General features: G+C 38.8%; 18 protein-coding genes. 3 read left to right on the top strand and 15 right to left on the bottom strand.

Going from position 1 to position 15,589, the window contains the following annotated elements:
• Positions 1-49: 49 nt before the first annotated feature.
• Entirely contained in the window at positions 50-439 is a 390-nt protein-coding gene (locus tag C7384_RS06390) for a tautomerase family protein (protein ID WP_089939196.1), read from the bottom strand.
• A gap of 82 nt (positions 440-521) precedes the next feature.
• Between C7384_RS06390 and C7384_RS06385 the strand changes: the two genes are divergently transcribed.
• Positions 522-956, top strand: a complete 435-nt coding sequence (locus C7384_RS06385; RefSeq protein ID WP_089939194.1) for a DUF1801 domain-containing protein — start codon at positions 522-524, stop codon at positions 954-956.
• A gap of 19 nt (positions 957-975) precedes the next feature.
• Here the strand turns inward: C7384_RS06385 and C7384_RS06380 are convergent, their stop codons facing one another.
• From C7384_RS06380 to C7384_RS06330, 11 genes are all read right to left on the bottom strand, one after another.
• Positions 976-1,611, bottom strand: a complete 636-nt coding sequence (locus C7384_RS06380; RefSeq protein WP_165806789.1) for a TetR/AcrR family transcriptional regulator — start codon at positions 1,609-1,611, stop codon at positions 976-978.
• A gap of 2 nt (positions 1,612-1,613) precedes the next feature.
• Complete coding sequence (locus C7384_RS06375; RefSeq protein ID WP_089939191.1) at positions 1,614-2,714, bottom strand: ABC transporter permease; 1,101 nt, start codon at positions 2,712-2,714, stop codon at positions 1,614-1,616.
• Positions 2,707-3,435 (bottom strand): ABC transporter ATP-binding protein, encoded by a 729-nt coding sequence (locus C7384_RS06370; RefSeq protein WP_089939189.1) that lies wholly within the window; start codon positions 3,433-3,435, stop codon positions 2,707-2,709. Before C7384_RS06370 ends, C7384_RS06375 begins: the two co-directional genes overlap by 8 nt.
• Positions 3,436-3,546: 111 nt before the next feature.
• A complete protein-coding gene (locus C7384_RS06365; protein WP_089939187.1) occupies positions 3,547-4,233 on the bottom strand; it encodes an ABC transporter ATP-binding protein in 687 nt (228 codons plus the stop codon).
• Between the two features lie 5 nt (positions 4,234-4,238).
• Positions 4,239-5,297 (bottom strand): ABC transporter permease, encoded by a 1,059-nt coding sequence (locus tag C7384_RS06360; RefSeq protein WP_089939185.1) that lies wholly within the window; start codon positions 5,295-5,297, stop codon positions 4,239-4,241.
• On the bottom strand, positions 5,294-5,824 hold the full coding sequence (locus C7384_RS06355) for a TetR/AcrR family transcriptional regulator (RefSeq protein WP_089939184.1): 531 nt from the start codon (positions 5,822-5,824) through the stop codon (positions 5,294-5,296). Before C7384_RS06355 ends, C7384_RS06360 begins: the two co-directional genes overlap by 4 nt.
• Positions 5,825-5,938: 114 nt before the next feature.
• The gene (locus C7384_RS06350; RefSeq protein ID WP_089939181.1) at positions 5,939-7,894 is read right to left on the bottom strand and encodes an FtsX-like permease family protein; all 1,956 of its coding nucleotides are present in this window, start codon (positions 7,892-7,894) and stop codon (positions 5,939-5,941) included.
• Complete coding sequence (locus C7384_RS06345) at positions 7,894-8,652, bottom strand: ABC transporter ATP-binding protein (RefSeq protein ID WP_089939179.1); 759 nt, start codon at positions 8,650-8,652, stop codon at positions 7,894-7,896. The genes C7384_RS06350 and C7384_RS06345 overlap by 1 nt, the downstream gene beginning before the upstream one ends.
• A 72-nt stretch (positions 8,653-8,724) precedes the next feature.
• A complete protein-coding gene (locus C7384_RS06340) occupies positions 8,725-9,693 on the bottom strand; it encodes a sensor histidine kinase (protein WP_089939177.1) in 969 nt (322 codons plus the stop codon).
• Positions 9,683-10,369, bottom strand: coding sequence for a response regulator transcription factor (locus C7384_RS06335; RefSeq protein WP_089939175.1), 687 nt, complete (start codon positions 10,367-10,369; stop codon positions 9,683-9,685). The genes C7384_RS06340 and C7384_RS06335 overlap by 11 nt, the downstream gene beginning before the upstream one ends.
• A 110-nt stretch (positions 10,370-10,479) precedes the next feature.
• Positions 10,480-11,076: a TetR/AcrR family transcriptional regulator gene (locus C7384_RS06330; RefSeq protein ID WP_089939173.1), complete on the bottom strand. Its 597-nt coding sequence runs from the start codon at positions 11,074-11,076 to the stop codon at positions 10,480-10,482.
• A 104-nt stretch (positions 11,077-11,180) separates the two neighbouring features.
• On the opposite strand from C7384_RS06330, the gene C7384_RS06325 reads away from it, so the two are divergent.
• The gene (locus C7384_RS06325) at positions 11,181-11,693 is read left to right on the top strand and encodes a folate family ECF transporter S component (RefSeq protein WP_089939171.1); all 513 of its coding nucleotides are present in this window, start codon (positions 11,181-11,183) and stop codon (positions 11,691-11,693) included.
• Positions 11,694-11,746: 53 nt separating this feature from the next.
• Here the strand turns inward: C7384_RS06325 and C7384_RS06320 are convergent, their stop codons facing one another.
• Genes C7384_RS06320 through C7384_RS06310 form a run of 3 tightly spaced genes read right to left on the bottom strand, consistent with a single transcriptional unit; the run spans position 11,747 to position 13,647 of the window.
• Complete coding sequence (locus tag C7384_RS06320) at positions 11,747-12,034, bottom strand: hypothetical protein (RefSeq protein ID WP_089939169.1); 288 nt, start codon at positions 12,032-12,034, stop codon at positions 11,747-11,749.
• Complete coding sequence (locus C7384_RS06315) at positions 12,035-12,763, bottom strand: hypothetical protein (protein ID WP_089939167.1); 729 nt, start codon at positions 12,761-12,763, stop codon at positions 12,035-12,037. It lies immediately after the preceding gene.
• Positions 12,760-13,647, bottom strand: a complete 888-nt coding sequence (locus C7384_RS06310; RefSeq protein ID WP_089939165.1) for an XRE family transcriptional regulator — start codon at positions 13,645-13,647, stop codon at positions 12,760-12,762. Before C7384_RS06310 ends, C7384_RS06315 begins: the two co-directional genes overlap by 4 nt.
• A gap of 274 nt (positions 13,648-13,921) precedes the next feature.
• Here C7384_RS06310 and C7384_RS06305 point away from each other — a divergent pair, with 274 nt between their 5' ends.
• Entirely contained in the window at positions 13,922-15,457 is a 1,536-nt protein-coding gene (locus C7384_RS06305) for a KxYKxGKxW signal peptide domain-containing protein (protein ID WP_165806788.1), read from the top strand.
• The last annotated feature ends 132 nt before the right edge of the window (positions 15,458-15,589 follow it).

Here is a 15,589-nt window from a genome sequence, read left to right as displayed (position 1 = left end):
ATTACTTTGTCAATTAAAAAAGCCAAGGTTTTTAGCCTCAGCTTTTTGCTTATAATTTACCATTTAGAAACTCAGCTTCCCCATTGCCAAAACTCCAATCATCGTCGTTATTGGGTACTAAGCTAAACATAACGTCTTCTTTTCGTAAGCCTAATTCTTGCTGCAAGCGCTCGGTCACGGCTTGATAAAAGGCTTTTTTTGCCTTGGTCGAACGCGGGCGGGTTACCAAGTTAAAAACGACAATATCACGACTACGTTCAATGCCCAAACCAGTATCTAGAATTTGCATTTCAAAAGGTTCGTGCTGGGTTAGGATTTGATAACGATCAGCTTTAGGTGTTTGAAATACATCGACCTGGACCTCGTAGGCAATGGCTAACAAGCGCTTTAAATATTCCTCATCATGACCTTTAATAACATCAATACGCATTAGTGGCATAGTTTCAATTCTCCTTTATAATACTAGATTAATGAATACATTAAGGTTAAAGTAACTTTTATAAAAATCAAGGGGGATAATCATGGAAAAAACAACCTTTTCAGATTTTGAGCGGCAGGCAATGAAAGACCGTGCCCAAGAACTGGCTAACCAGGCCAAAAATAAAAAAGATGCCAAATATGGCGAGGCCAGTGTTCTGCTTAAAATTAGTGAAGTGACTGACACCGAAGCCAATATTGCCAATGCGCTACATCAACTTGTCAAAACGATTGCACCCCAGTTAAAGCCCAAAACTTGGTATAGCATGCCCGCTTATGCCAATCAGAATGATAAAGTGGTCCTCTTTTTCCAACCAGCCTCGCGTTTTAAAGTTCGGTATTCAACCATCGGTTTTCAAGATGCTGCTCACCTAGACCAAGGTGATTTCTGGCCAACTAGTTATGCTATCCAGGCCATGACACCAGCCGTTAAAGAAGAACTTATTATCTTAATCAAAAAAGCTACCGGAAAATCATGAGGTAGCTTTTTCATTACGCTTAATTTTTAATAGCCGTGTGTATGACTAAGTTTTTAATCTGTTCTAATTGTTGATCAATATTGAGTTGATGTCCTTCAGATAACCGGAACTCTTTTAAGAAGAGAAAGAGCAACTGTGAAACAATCAATTGCAATAAATCAAAGCCACTAACTTGCAATTGTCCGATCCCCATCCGGTCAATTACCTGGACAAGACTCACCGTTTTTGGCTTCAATTTGGTTACCAATTCAGCCACCACAGCATCATTAGTTAAAAATTCAGTCATCACAATTAAAATCAAATTATGATTTGCCTGCATAAAAGCATAGCGATCAGTAACGATAAAGCTAATTAATTCCTTAATATCGGTGGTATTATGCATCATACCATCCAGTACATCCTGACTATAATGCGGTACGAGCTGGTTAATAATCATATTTAAAACATCATTCAGCAAGGCTTGCTTATTTTTAAAATACTTAAAAATAGTCGCCTGACTTACCCCAGCTCTTTCCGCAATGACTGCCGTACTGGTAGCACTAAAACCGTCTTTAGCAAACAAATCAATGGCTGCCTTTAGTACTTTTTTCTTTCCAGCCGGTGTCTCACCTTGATCAATTAACTGAATTAAATCTTTCGAAACTAAATCGGTCACGATTATACCTTCCTGTACCGGCGTAAGCCAATAATATTAGCAGTTACTAAGACTAGCAAGAAAATTAATAGCGCCAATAGATCCGGCACAATTCCACCAAAACTAACGCCATGAAGGACAACCCCACTCATGGCATCAGCAGCATATTTTAATGGTAAAATATCGCCAAAAATCCGTGCCCAACTAGCCATGCTGTCTAAAGGAATAATACCAGAAAATAGAATCTGAGGCACTACTACGATGGGAATAAATTGCATCATTTGGAATTCCGATTTAGCCAAAGTAGAAATAAAGAGACCAAAGGCTAAGGCTACCAATGCCAGCAAGACATTAATCAAGAATAGATTCAAAATCGAACCAACAACCTCAACCTTCAAGACATAGATGGTAAAGAAAACAATAATAGCGGTTTGGATGATTGCTACTAATCCATAACTCATCATATAACCATACACAATTTCGGAACGCTTAACGGGTGTAGCCAATAAGCGACTCAAAGTACCAGAAGTCCGTTCCTTTAATAGAGAAATACCAGAAATTAGAAAAACAAATAAGAAAACAAAGAAGCCCATAAAGATTGGCATAATGGAGGCAAAGAAACTAGTATCCTTATTGCCATAATTATAATTCTCTTCTAAATTAAATTGTCCGTTAGCAGCTGGATTTTGAATCCCTAGCCGTGCCGACATCTGCGTTAAGGCGTTAACTAATTTCCCGGTTTTATCTTTGGTAAAGGCATTGGATAGCGCAGCCCGTGTCATGGCTGTTTTAGAAGCATCCGTATTTGCATACAAAACATCGTAGTCTTGACCATCTTTTTCAACCAAAACGGCATCAATTTTTTGATCTTTTAGTGCCTCAGTTGCCTGACTGCGATTATCATAGTTGGCCGTGCTGACATGTTTTACGTCTGCTAAATTGGTTTGTACGGAACGTTCAACGTTAACCGTTCCAACCTTAATTGAGGTAGTTGCATTGATTGAAAAGGCATAATTCAGCAAAGCCAAAATAACAATCGGTGCTAGAAACATCAGCGCCAATGTCCGCTTATCACGCAACAATTCCGTTAAAGTTCGTTTAGCAATTGCCCAAGTCCTAGTCATTTGATTCTTCCTCCTCTGCTTTCAAAAAGACATCTTCAATTGTGGGTACACCATAGGCGGCTTCTAATTTTTTTGGTGCGTCATTAGCAATAATCCGTCCGCCCAATAACAAGGCTACTCGGTCAACTAATTCTGCTTCATCCATAACGTGGGTCGTAACCAAGATGGCATGCCCGGCATCACGCATTTTATGCAATTCGTGCCAAATTTGACGCCGAAGGGCTGGATCTATTCCCACCGTCGGTTCATCTAGAACTAACAATCGAGGATTACCAATTAAGGCAATCGCCAATGATAAACGGCGTTTCATACCACCGGAAAAACCAGCTACGTTTTTATAAAGCGCATCTCCCAGGGACACAATATCAGCTACCCGCTTAATTTCTTGATCCAATCCTTGCTTATTAATTCCCTTCATTTCAGCAAAGAAAGCGACGTTTTCATAAGCTGTTAACGCTTCATATAAAGCATCCGATTGAGCCATATAACCAATTTCTGCCAATAATTGTCGATTTGGCATGGTTTGATTTAAGATATTGGCTTGACCGCTATCGGCCTGTTCGACACCCAGAGCAATGTTAATCACTGTCGATTTACCTGCCCCTGAGGGACCAATTAAACCTAAAATTTCGCCCTGCTTTAGGTTCAAATCAATATCTTTCAGTACTTTTTGGTTACCAAACGACTTGGCCACCTGTTGTAATTCAATTGTATAGGTCATGGTTTACTCCTTGTCTAAATATAGTGAGTGATTACTCACTTACTATATCACTATTTTTTATTATCGCAAGCAAAATAAAAAAACAAACTACGCAAATAGTTTGTTTTCGTATTAATTATTTTTAGCAGTTTCTAAAGAAATCTTGCCATCTACCAACTGATAAATCCGATCAGCATAGGCTCGCAAACGCAAATCATGGGTCACCACGACTACCGCTTTATCCTCTTGAACGGCAATATCTTTAAATAGTTGTCCGACTTCTTCCACCCGACTACTATCTAAGGCTGCCGTTGGCTCATCGGCCAAGATGAAGTCTGGGTTAGTATATAAGGCTCGAGCAATCGCTACTCGCTGGGTTTGTCCACCCGATAATTCACCAGGAAACTTATTAATGAGCTTAGTGATGCCCAAAGTATTTAGATAAGATTCAAATTTTTGAGCCGTCACATTCCCCTTGGGTTTAACTTGATCAACCAGGGTAAATTGATCCTTCACACTCAAATATGGCACCAAATTATAGGATTGAAGAACAAAGCCAATATGATCCAAACGGAACTGATCAGCTGCCTTGGTTGATAGTTGATCAATGTTTTGGCCGTTAATCGATACTTTTCCCTGACTAGGGCGCTGAAGCCCACCAAGAATCGTTAGTAACGTACTTTTTCCAGAACCAGAGGGTCCCAAGATTAAGGTCAACTGGCCATCTTCAGCCGTAAAATTAATATCATCTAAGGCAGTTACCAAATTAGTACCACTACCAAATTGCTTCGTTATATTTTTTAAGACTAATTTTTCCATTAACTTTATCCCCCAATCACGGTTACTGGATCAATTTTAGCAATAATCCGCATGGGAATTAACGATCCCAGTGTACCCATCACAACTAAGCCCAGACCCGTTAGCAAGATTAATGGTATATCAAAATACATCGGTACTTGGGTTGGAATCACCAAGCTAACCAGCAAGGCCAAAACCACACTTAAGGCCACTGCGGAAACCATAATAATGACGGTTTGACTGAGCGTGTTGAGAGCTAAATAGCGACTCGGAATGCCCTGAGTCCGTAAAACAGCAAAGTTTTGAACTTTTTGAATCGTCAAAATATAGAGGAAAATCGTGACCACAATAACTGAAATGACAATTAAGAACACAATCATAAACAAGAAAGTACTATTTTGAGCACTGTAACCCGGCATTTTGTTCAAGAATTGCGCTTTACTGTAGGCTTTAACTTGGTCAGATTTAGCTACTAGCGTTTTCCTGGAAACTACCCCACTGGCGACAAAACGATTCGAAACGCCCTTAACATTACTCCATTCTTTAATATCACCATAGGCGACTGGCGCGATATTATACTCGGCATCTTTGGCAAAACCAACAATTTTAAAATTCTGATTATTAATACCTAATTCAACCGTTTGACCTAATTTAAAGCCCTTTTGCCGTAATTTATCAGATACAACTAACTCATCACTATTTTGGGATAGACGCCCTTTCGTTAAAGTGATACTGCGACTGACCAAATCATCGGCGTTGATGCCGACAAACATTACCCCTTCACGTAAGCCGGCGCCCTTCATAATGCCAGGCGTCAAAGCCACTTGAGCTTGGTCCTGATTGACAGCATAATCGGCCAGATCATCGGCAGTCAAAAGAGACTGACTTAAATTACCATCAGCATCCTTACTCATAACCACCGAGTTAGTATGCCATGCTTCTACCGCAGTCGTATTTTCACGGGATAGCCCAAAAGCTAAAGCACTTAAAATAAAAATCAAAAAACTAATCATGGTAATGACAGCAATCACTAAACCATAGCGAAATTTTTCTTTTTTCATTTCACGAATCGCTAAAAATGTCATTTATTTGCTCCTTTATGCCACTGTTCTAAGGCTTGAATCCGTTCTATAATCTGATTTTTATCGGCCGGATGCCAAAAATACTGCCGAATCAATTCATGCCCTGCTAAATCAGTCATCCAAGGCAACAAGGATTGCTCGAATTTTAAGGGTGGAATGCCAGCGCCACTAAATTCTTTTTCATAGCGATGTAATTCTAAAATAGAACGATTAATCAGATAGTAATTCCGCAGAAAATTATAATTAGGATTCTTTTCCACATCTTGGATAAATTTTAGTAAATTTTCCAGTGAATCTTCGGGTCCAACGGCTTGATGAATATCCGCCACAATATGCTTTAATACCCAATAATAGGCGTCATCGACATCCGAAAAATAAGTATAAAAGGAACCCCGGGAGATATTAGCGCCCTTCACAATCCGCTCCACGCTAACATCAAGCAAACAATAGTCAGAAAATTCAGCAGCTAAACTGGCCTTAATCCGAGCCTGCTTAGCTGCACTTAAATTCAAAAAAGTTTCTTTAGGCATAAATATATTCACCAATCTTAATAGTATTGACAGGTTATCATTAAAATGACAGCTCGTCAATATAATGACGAGCCGTCACATAAAAAAGGAAACAAGTTAAACTTGTTTCCTTTTTTAACCGTTAACAATCCGACGATACACTCGAGTGGTTAAGAGATAAACCACAATGTAACAGATAAATAAAATGACGGTTACTGATAGTGCTACGGTAGCAAAGATACCTTGATCCCAGACCCCTAAAGCTTTAAAAACACTCCTTAAGGCAGGATAAGCAAAGCCTAAGTTAATCACCGCCCCGGCAATTGGTAGCATAAAGACCATTAGCATTTGACTGTGAATTGCCTTTTGCGTTTCCTTATAACTTAAGCCCACACGTTGCATCGTTTCAAAATTATGTCGATCAGCAAATCCTTCAGAAATTTGCTTATAGTAGATGATTAAGGCCGTGGTAATACTCATCGTAATCCCGATTAAAATACCGACAAAGAGTGGTCCGCCAAAGATTGCTTTGAAAGCTTGCTCAAGTTCTGACTTGGAATCAATATTGCCATCATTCTTGATTAAATATTGTTTAACTGCTTTGGCCAAGCCTAGTTTTTCTTTAAGAGTCCCCCGCATATTGAACACGAAAATATTCTTATTAAATCCAGTTGGTAAGTCCCCACTCGTTTCATCACGAGCTAGCAACTTTTCAACCGTTTCTTTATTATTAGCAAATATATACATCATTTTAGGAGCAGAATTCGCATAACTATCTGGCATATCAAAATCACTAATTTGCTTGATATGATAAGTAATGCCATTGATGGTTAAAATATCGGTCTTTAACTTTTCTTTTGGTGAATAGACCAATAGCTCATCAGCGGCGACACTAAGATTTTTACCTTGCCACTGATTATATTGTTCAATCGTTGTAGCTGTTAAATTCAAATTTTTAAGGCTAATATTCTTAAATTGAGGTTCAACCTGATGCCCCTTCACAATGTTAATCGGTGTTGAATAAGAGGTTGTTAACTGCCGTTGATTACTAATTTTCACATGATTATCAAGGGCTAGTTCTTCAATCTGCTTTTGTTGGATCTGATTTAGTGGCTGACTACTGGATACGAACATGTCATAGGGCATGAAATTTTCCAATATTTTTTGCGAACCAGCAAACAGACTAATAACCGCCGTCAACACTACCAAAGTCGATGTACATAGTAAACAAATTGATGCCAAACCAGCACCATTTTGTTTCATCCGAAAGAGCATTCCTGAAACAGAAATAAAATGATTGGGTTGATAGTAGAATTTTTTGTTCTTTCGTAACAACTTCAAAATCACAATACTACCAGCAATAAATAGTAGATAAGTACCAATCACTACCAAGACAACAGCAACCATAAATAAGAGAATCGCTGATAAGCTAGGCTTTGTGGTAACTGACAAATAATAACCGATGCCCAAAATAACGATGCCCAAGCCACCGATAATCCAACGAGCTTTTGGTTCCTTAGGAGCTTGACGGGCAGCTTTTAACAAATTAATCGGATTTAACCGACGCATTTTGAAAATATCTTGAAGATAAATTAGTACATTAATAATCAGAAAGAAAATTGCAATAATGAACATTGGTGGAAAAGAAATATCACCAACAATTTGTTTATTATCCAGCAGATTCCGTAGTACCAAGAAGGCTAATTCTTGAAAAGAAAGACCAACTAGTAGTCCTGCCAGCAGACTAACCACGTACATCATCGTATTTTGGAAAAAGACGATTAAATTCAATTCACGATGGGTCATCCCCAAAATATTATAAATCCCGAGTTCTTGATTACGCTGCCGGGTTAAAAAGCCATTAGCGTAAAACATGAAAATTAGTGACAGTAAGGCAATAAAGACAAAACCAATCGCCACAACTGAGATGACCATTTGACCGTTATTTTCTGGGGATTTAATACTGGGATTTAATAGAATACTAACGAAAATATAATTTATCGCTACCAACAAACTACTTGATAAAACAAATAAAGTGTAACGTTGCCAATTTCTGGTTAAACTATGCCATGCTAATTTTATTTCAACCATTAGTTAACACTCCCGCCATTAATGATGGAGTTCAAACTGGCTGAAATCTTATCCAAATATTCCTTTTGACTCAATTCGCCCCGATTAAGTTGATGATAGATAATACCATCCTTGATGAAAAGCGTCCGTTTCGAATAACTGGCCGTCAAGGCACTGTGGGTAACCATTAGAATCGTTTGTCCAGCCTGATTAACCTGGTCAAATAATTCCAAAAGTTGCGCAGAACTGTGGGAATCCAAGGCCCCAGTTGGTTCATCGGCCAAAATTAATTCCGGCTGAGTAATTAATGCCCGTGCCGCTGCCACACGCTGCTTTTGTCCGCCAGAAACTTCACTGGGGTATCTATCCAATAAGTCAGTAATCTCCAATTGTTCCGCCAGTCCAGTGAGACGCGCTTGCATCTCTTTTTCTGGTACTTTAGACAAAACCAGCGGTAAAAATATATTGTCGCGGTTATTAAACGTATCTAATAAATCAAAATTTTGAAAAACAAATCCTAATTCTTTACGACGAAAATGCGCCGCTTCATTTTCCGATAAGCTTTTCAAATCGGTTCCATTTAGTTCAATCTTGCCACTGGTTGGCTTATCCAAGGTAGCCATAATATTTAACAAGGTCGTTTTTCCGGCTCCGGATTCACCCATAATGGCGACGTATTCGCCGGATTCAATACCAAAGGAAATATCTTTTAAAGCGACTTTACTTTTCAAGCCTTCCTGATAACTTTTTTGAATATGTTGTAGTTCTAACAGTGTCATTATAATTCCTTCTCTTTACTTTGATTAATTTCAATTGTAAAAGACTTCTGTTAGAACCAATCTTACAGTTTGTTAGACTTTCAACGCTGACTTAGGAAAAGTTAAAGCAACCGTGGTAACTTGCGGGTTAGAACTAACGCTAATCGTGATGTTCAATGGTTGACAAATCTGCTTAACCAAATACAAGCCCATGCCCGTGGCAGCTTGTTGCTGGTGACCGTTATCGCCAGTAAACCCAGGTTCAAAAATCCGTGGTAAGTCATTGGCCGCAATCGGCAGTCCATGGTTAGTAATGGCTAACTGATTGTCTGACCAATTAATTTTAATTTCGGATTGCGGATCACTATATTTAATGGCGTTATACACTAATTGTTTCACGATAAATAACAACCACTTTTGGTCACTAAGAATTCTAGTTGAAGACACTTGAATAACTGGCCTGAGTTGTTTTTCAATGAAAAAGGTTGAATATTCTCTGATGGTTTCATCAATAATGTCAGCGATAGTTAACCAGCTAAAGTCTAAGTCATGACTAAAATCGTTCAAACGTTCGTAACTTAATAACATTTCTAATTGGTTTTTCATCAAGGCTACCTGTTTTACAACCTGATCACTATCAACCATGGCTTCTTGCTCAGCCATTAGAGTTAAAGCTGCAATCGGCAGTTTCATTTCATGACTCCAAGTCATCAGGTAATCAATCAATTGACGGGTTTTAAAATAGTTTTGGCTTTCTAAATCATTGAAGCGCTGGCTTTCAGCCAAAATCACTTGCTGCTGAACCTGTAAAACAGGATTCCAAGACCGAATTGGTACTCTTTTTTGTACTTTTTTAATGATCATATGGCTTCCGTATACACGGCAAATAATCACTGCTAAGACTGGAATCCAGGTAAATTGAAAGGTCTGCCAGACTAAATCAACATTATCTCCCTGGAGCTTTAAAATCATCGTTGGAATAACCAACATAACCAAGTAAACAATTAAGATGATAATTTGTTGACTCAATAACTGCGCCAAATATTTTATTTTATGAATCATTTTCCACCAAACGATATCCCTGTCCACGTTCTGTAATAATTCGGTCCGGTAAATCGACTGTTTTCATTTTTGACCGTAAGCGACTAATATTCGTGTTGAGTACGTCTTCATCAATGAAGGCCCCCCCCTGCCAAAGCATCCGCATAATCTTAGTTTTGGACACAATTTGATTGAGGTTCAAAATTAACAATTGTAAAATATAGCCTTCAGTTGGGGTTAATTTAACCGTTGCCTCACCATAACTCAATTCGTTGGTTAAAGTACTCAAGGTGCTACCATCAAAATCCAGCACCGAATTATCAGTCGGATTATATTGATTAACTCGTCGCAAAATCGCCTGAACCTTAGAAGTCAAAACATCCAAAACAAAGGGTTTGGTAACATAATCATCAGCTCCAGTAGCAATCGCTCGAACTGCATTGGGATTCATGTCGGCCGAAGAAATAAAAATAATCGGTATTTGCGACTGCTTTCGCAGCTCTTCAGTCCAGTAGAAACCGTCAAATACCGGTAAAGTGATATCCATCAATACTAAATCTACCCGGGCAGCCATAATCTCACTAACCACTTGATTCCAATCTTGGACAATGATGACTTCATATTGCCATTTATTTAAGGCAGTTCTAATGTTTTCACGAATAGTCGGATCATCTTCAACTAAAAAAACTTTACTCATTGATTACCCTCAATTTCTGGTCTCGATAAAATTGGCATTTATAATATCTTCTAATGATAAAATCATATCATACCTGTGTTTTTACCTTTTGATGGTACTGATATTACAAATCACACACTCTGCGCAAACAATTCAAATTGGCTATCAATTTGTTGTGCTTTTAATTCACCCGTTAAGGCCATAATATTCATCCCCTCAATCAGCAACATAAAATTATCAGCTATTACTTTGATATTTTGACCGGAGAGTACACCTTGTTTGACTCCTAAAGCCAACAAGGAGCGGACTGTAGCCTTAGTAGCATTCATCTGCTTTTGTTTTAATTTTTTATCACGGTCAGCATGATGGGTAAAAGAATATTCGTACATCGCCCTTAGTAAAGAGTCATCATTATTGTCGTAATTTAATAATCGTTTTTTTTGCTCCGCTAAATAATTCTTAAAAATTAAATTAAAAGGCGGATTCTTTTTAATCTCTTCCCGAATATTATCAAATTGCCGAACTGATCGTTGGGTGACGGCTTCAAAAAAAATGTCATCCACTGAATCAAAGTAAAGATAAATTCCGCCGCGACTAATATGACAGGCATCAATAATATCTTTCATGGTAACCGATAAAAAACCCTTTTGAGCAAAAACGCGCCGAGCCCCACTAAGAATGGCCGCTTTTTTGAGTTCACTTTTTTTAGTTAATCCTTTGCTACTCATTGAAACTCCTTAGTTAAAATATGACACCAATGTCATTATATAGTATAATTCTCTTTAATAAATGACACTTGTGTCATTTATGTACGTTCAGAGAGGATATTTTTATGCATTTAAACGTTCGACAAATTACTGGCCTAGCAGTATTAATCGCCTTTAACATTATTCTAGGAAAAATTAGTATTGGGCCAATTTTTGCCAGTGTTAATTTTGGTTTTATTGCCTTAGTCCTATCCGGCTACTTTTACGGTGTCCGTCTAACAGCCCTGGCAGCTGTTTTAGCTAACCTGTTGGCTTTTACTATTATGGGAAAAGGCTCTTTTTCAATCCTGTTCTTACTTCCCGCAGTCTTAGCCGGAGGGGTCTATGGCTTTTTACAAAAACCTACCCTCACACGCATTATTGTGGTAAACACCGTTGTTGTAGTCGGGGTTAGTTTTTTCCTCAATACCTTTTTAATCACCTACACCAATCACTTAAATTTCCAAAGCTTACTGGGGGCTCGCACAATCAAAATGATTATTAGTCTCTTGGTACAAATCATCATCAGCTATCTATTATTAAGCAATTCAGCCATCACTAATCTAAAAAAACAATTACAACTAATTAAACAACCATAAAATTAGTCAGCTAAAAAGGCTCAGAAATATCTGAGCCTTTTTTAACTTCGTTATCACTTTTCTAACTCACGGTAAAAATCATCATAGCCCTTCACAAAATCAACTAATTCATGTAAATGATTAAATAATACCCAATTCAACCCTAAAATCAGACACCGTGGATAATGTTTTTGCTGTTGCTTATGGTTATCTTGAGCAGCTTGTTCATATCCTAGTTGGTAGTCTGAACTTTTATTTTTAGTATACTTTCTATCATAGAAAGTAGTTCGCTCTTGATAAAGACCCGCTTCATAATCATGTTTGACTTGGTTATGAAGGTCCTTGATATCCTTAATAATCATTTATCGATTCTCTTGCAATTTACCACGCCAAGAAACAAACAAGATAGGCAGAATAATAATGATAAAAGTCAAGATTAAACCTAAATAGTCTGCTCCTACCGGACGATTCGTTAACATTTTCAAAACAATTTGATAGACATAGTAACCCGGGAAAAGCTGCTGAAAATAAGTAATCATATCAGCCAAAGTCCCGGACATAAAGGTATGAAATGGTACCACCACCATAGCCAGGACCATCATAATCGGCGTACCGATGGTATCTAAGGTCTTACTATCAACATAAATGCCTAGTAAGAAACCAATAATACTAAAATATATCCCTAACACGATTACTAACAACAAACTCACAAGGACAATCAAATCAATCTTAATGGCTCCCATGAGCAAACCAACTATCAAAATCACCAATTGAATTAAGGTATTTAAGATAATTTGGGTAAATAGTTGATCCTTAATCCATCGACCTAAGGAATAGTCACTAATGTGCAGTTGTAGGAGAAAAAACCGCTTACTGGCACTTATTTTTTTGGCAAAAGTAACAATTGAATTACCTAAAATACCAATCAAAGCCGAAGCCATATACCAAATGTAGGCATATTTTTGACTCCAATAGCCCCCACTATGGGCCGAAAAGACCATGAACACATACCAAAATGAAGGAACTAAGAGGGTAAACAAAATAAAGCGTTTATTACGCAAGGTATTTTTCAAATCAATATACTTAATCACTTGGTTACCTCCGTATGGCGGCGATACCACTGTTCAATCGTCTGATTATTAGCATGGACATCGGCAACACTAGCCGTCATAATCTGACCATCTTTTAATAACATAACTTTAGTAAAAAATTTATCAATCTGGTTAAAGTCGTGGGTAATCATTAAAACACTACTATTAATGTGGTCCAGATAGGACCAGAAAAAATCAATTGATTTCAAATCCATCCCCACCGTTGGTTCATCCAAAATTAGCAACTTAGTCTTTTTCAATAGGCTTAATAACAAGAAAAGACGCCGCTTTTGACCCCCTGACAACTTACCAACCAAATTTTGACTGTAATTAGCTAATTTGAATTTTTTTAACATGTCCGCCGTGTAACTCGGATTCTTAATCCCATCGATAGCCGCCATTAAATCAACTTGTTCACCGACCGTTAAAGAATCCAATAAATTATTATCCTGGGTCATCACACCCAAATCGTGGTGTGGATCAAATGAGCGCTTAACTTCACCCTGATCCGGTTCAATCACACCCATAATTAAATTGACTAAAGTAGTTTTACCAGCACCATTATCTCCCAGTAGAGCTACCCGCTCATTATGATTAATATTAAAACTCACATCCTCTAGTAGCGGACGGTTAAATTTCTTAACTAAGTGGTCAATATGCAAAATAGATTGATTTGGAGAATACAAACCAGCCAATAAAAAATTTAAATCAACCGAAAAAACATCCGCAATTTTAAGTAATTTATCAATATCTGGTTCGGCTTCTCCTAATTCCCATTTAGAAACTGATTGACGACTAACAAATAATTTCTGTGCTAGGGCCGCCTGCGATAAAGATTGACGCTGTCTTAAACTGACTAATTGCTGTTTAAACACATTATTCATGCTCATTCCTTCCCACATCTCATGACGTTTAATCTTATCATAGCCAGTCAGCTATAAATGACAAGGACTAGAGAAAAATTGCTGTAACGCTTTAGTAGCAGCGTTAGCAACCGATGGTTGCCAACCCCAAAGGCACGGCCTTAAAGATCTATCAAGCTGAACTCATCTAGAAATATAGGGATACGTGCATTTCTTATTTAAAAACGAATAAATTTGTCTTATAATGAAGTTTGTAAGCGATTTCAATAATTACGTAACCAAGGGAGCTATGATTATGCCAAACACAACTGAACACTATAAAATGTATAAAAATGGTAAACAATGGGTTTACTCAATGATGTTTACTGCCGCTCTAATGGGTGGTGCTGTGGCTCTTAGCAATACGGCTAGTGCCGATACTGCTGTCCCTACTACTACTGAAAAAACTGGTATGACTAGTACCACGCCGGTTCCCGCACCAGCACCCACCAGCACAGCTGCTAGCTTAGATGACTTGGCGAAGGCTGCTCAGTCAACTTCAACAGCTGCTAGCACGGCTCACAGTCAAGCAGATGCTGCGCAACAAAAGGCTGATAAGTCATCACAGACAGCCAAGCAGATTAATGCTGACGATGCAAAAGCAAAACAAATTGCTACTTCAACCAGTACAGCGGTTCAAGAAGCTGGTAAGCAAGTTGATAAAGCTAAACAAGCGGTCGATGACGCCTCAGCTAAAGCTGTAAAAGCTAATGACGCCAATACCAAAGCCAAGGATCAATTAGTTAAAGATCAGGCTGTGGTTGGCCAACTCAACAGTGTTAGTCAATCCGCTTCAACCACTCAAAGTGAACTAGTTATTTCTAAAGATAACCTAGACCAAGCTGAGAAGACTCGTAGCGAAGCTACTAAGGCTCAAGATCAAGCTGACAAAGAATTAGCAGAGGCGCAAACAAGCCAAGATTCTGAAGCCATTAAAGCAGCTGAAGCTAAGTATGAGGCTGCCAAGGAAGCTACAAATACAGCCTCTGCAGCTGCTTCAGAAAAGTACAACGCCTATGAAAAAAATAAGAAATTAGCCGATGCAGCCCAAGCAGCCTATGAAAAAGCTGAAAAGGATGCCAAGGCCGCTAAGGATGCCCTACCTGCCGATAAGGCCAAAGTTGATAGTACTAAAAAGGCTCTAGATGCAGCTGAAAAAGCTCGTTTTGATGCTACGAAGACACTAGAAACTAACCAAAAGAACCTTGATCAAGCCAAGAAGGAAGATGCGCAAGCAGCTGAAGTAGTTAAGAAGGCTGACGCCAATGCTAAAACAGCTAATGACACCGCTGCTAAGGATGCTAAAATTGCGCAAGCCCTTAAGTTAAAGGCAGCTGACTTGGATAAGGCTGCTCAAGCAGCTCAAAAAGCCTATGAAGATGCTAAGCAAGGTGGTAAAACAGATAACACACCAACTGATGATGCCGTAAAGGCCGCTGAAGCAGCAGCTAAAGCTGCCCAAGCCGCTGCTCAGCAAGCTATTGATGCTGCTAAAGCCGCCCAAGCGGCAGCAATGGCAGCTCAAGCTGCTGCAGCCCAAGCTGCTAAGAGTGCTACTCAACAAGCTAATGGACAAGCAGCTGCAAAACAAGCTGCCGCAATGGCTGCTCAAACCCTTGCTTTCCAGGCAAACCAAGAAGCCGCTGCTAAGCAAGTGATTGCTAAGAGCGCAGCTGCCCTACCAGCCACTGCTAAAGCAGTTGAGAATAATGCCGCTGCTTTAACAGCCTTGGCCTTAGCTGGAACTGCCATGGCCGGTGCAGTTGTATTGAACAAAAAGAAGCATAACTAATTTTCATGATACTCAAAAGACGCTTATCTAACGATAGTGAAGTGCGCCCCCTAGATTGGAGAAATCCAAACTAGGGGGCGCCTTTTATCATGGCGAAATATTCACTGGCAACTAAATTAAAAGCAATTGACC

The sequence above is a fragment of the Convivina intestini genome (assembly GCF_003096575.1).
GTDB lineage: Bacteria > Bacillota > Bacilli > Lactobacillales > Lactobacillaceae > Convivina > Convivina intestini.
This window is presented reverse-complemented; position numbering and strand designations above follow the sequence as displayed.

Excerpts from the sequence above, each read along its gene's own strand:
- C7384_RS06360 (WP_089939185.1), bottom strand. The coding sequence starts at position 5,297 with ATGACATTTTTAGCGATTCGTGAAATGAAAAAAGAAAAATTTCGCTAT.
- C7384_RS06370 (WP_089939189.1), bottom strand. The coding sequence starts at position 3,435 with ATGACCTATACAATTGAATTACAACAGGTGGCCAAGTCGTTTGGTAAC.
- C7384_RS06320 (WP_089939169.1), bottom strand. The coding sequence starts at position 12,034 with ATGATTATTAAGGATATCAAGGACCTTCATAACCAAGTCAAACATGAT.
- C7384_RS06325 (WP_089939171.1), top strand. The coding sequence starts at position 11,181 with ATGCATTTAAACGTTCGACAAATTACTGGCCTAGCAGTATTAATCGCC.
- C7384_RS06335 (WP_089939175.1), bottom strand. The coding sequence starts at position 10,369 with ATGAGTAAAGTTTTTTTAGTTGAAGATGATCCGACTATTCGTGAAAAC.
- C7384_RS06330 (WP_089939173.1), bottom strand. The coding sequence starts at position 11,076 with ATGAGTAGCAAAGGATTAACTAAAAAAAGTGAACTCAAAAAAGCGGCC.
- C7384_RS06375 (WP_089939191.1), bottom strand. The coding sequence starts at position 2,714 with ATGACTAGGACTTGGGCAATTGCTAAACGAACTTTAACGGAATTGTTG.
- C7384_RS06340 (WP_089939177.1), bottom strand. The coding sequence starts at position 9,693 with ATGATTCATAAAATAAAATATTTGGCGCAGTTATTGAGTCAACAAATT.
- C7384_RS06345 (WP_089939179.1), bottom strand. The coding sequence starts at position 8,652 with ATGACACTGTTAGAACTACAACATATTCAAAAAAGTTATCAGGAAGGC.
- C7384_RS06305 (WP_165806788.1), top strand. The coding sequence starts at position 13,922 with ATGCCAAACACAACTGAACACTATAAAATGTATAAAAATGGTAAACAA.
- C7384_RS06310 (WP_089939165.1), bottom strand. The coding sequence starts at position 13,647 with ATGAATAATGTGTTTAAACAGCAATTAGTCAGTTTAAGACAGCGTCAA.
- C7384_RS06385 (WP_089939194.1), top strand. The coding sequence starts at position 522 with ATGGAAAAAACAACCTTTTCAGATTTTGAGCGGCAGGCAATGAAAGAC.
- C7384_RS06365 (WP_089939187.1), bottom strand. The coding sequence starts at position 4,233 with ATGGAAAAATTAGTCTTAAAAAATATAACGAAGCAATTTGGTAGTGGT.
- C7384_RS06350 (WP_089939181.1), bottom strand. The coding sequence starts at position 7,894 with ATGGTTGAAATAAAATTAGCATGGCATAGTTTAACCAGAAATTGGCAA.
- C7384_RS06355 (WP_089939184.1), bottom strand. The coding sequence starts at position 5,824 with ATGCCTAAAGAAACTTTTTTGAATTTAAGTGCAGCTAAGCAGGCTCGG.
- C7384_RS06390 (WP_089939196.1), bottom strand. The coding sequence starts at position 439 with ATGCCACTAATGCGTATTGATGTTATTAAAGGTCATGATGAGGAATAT.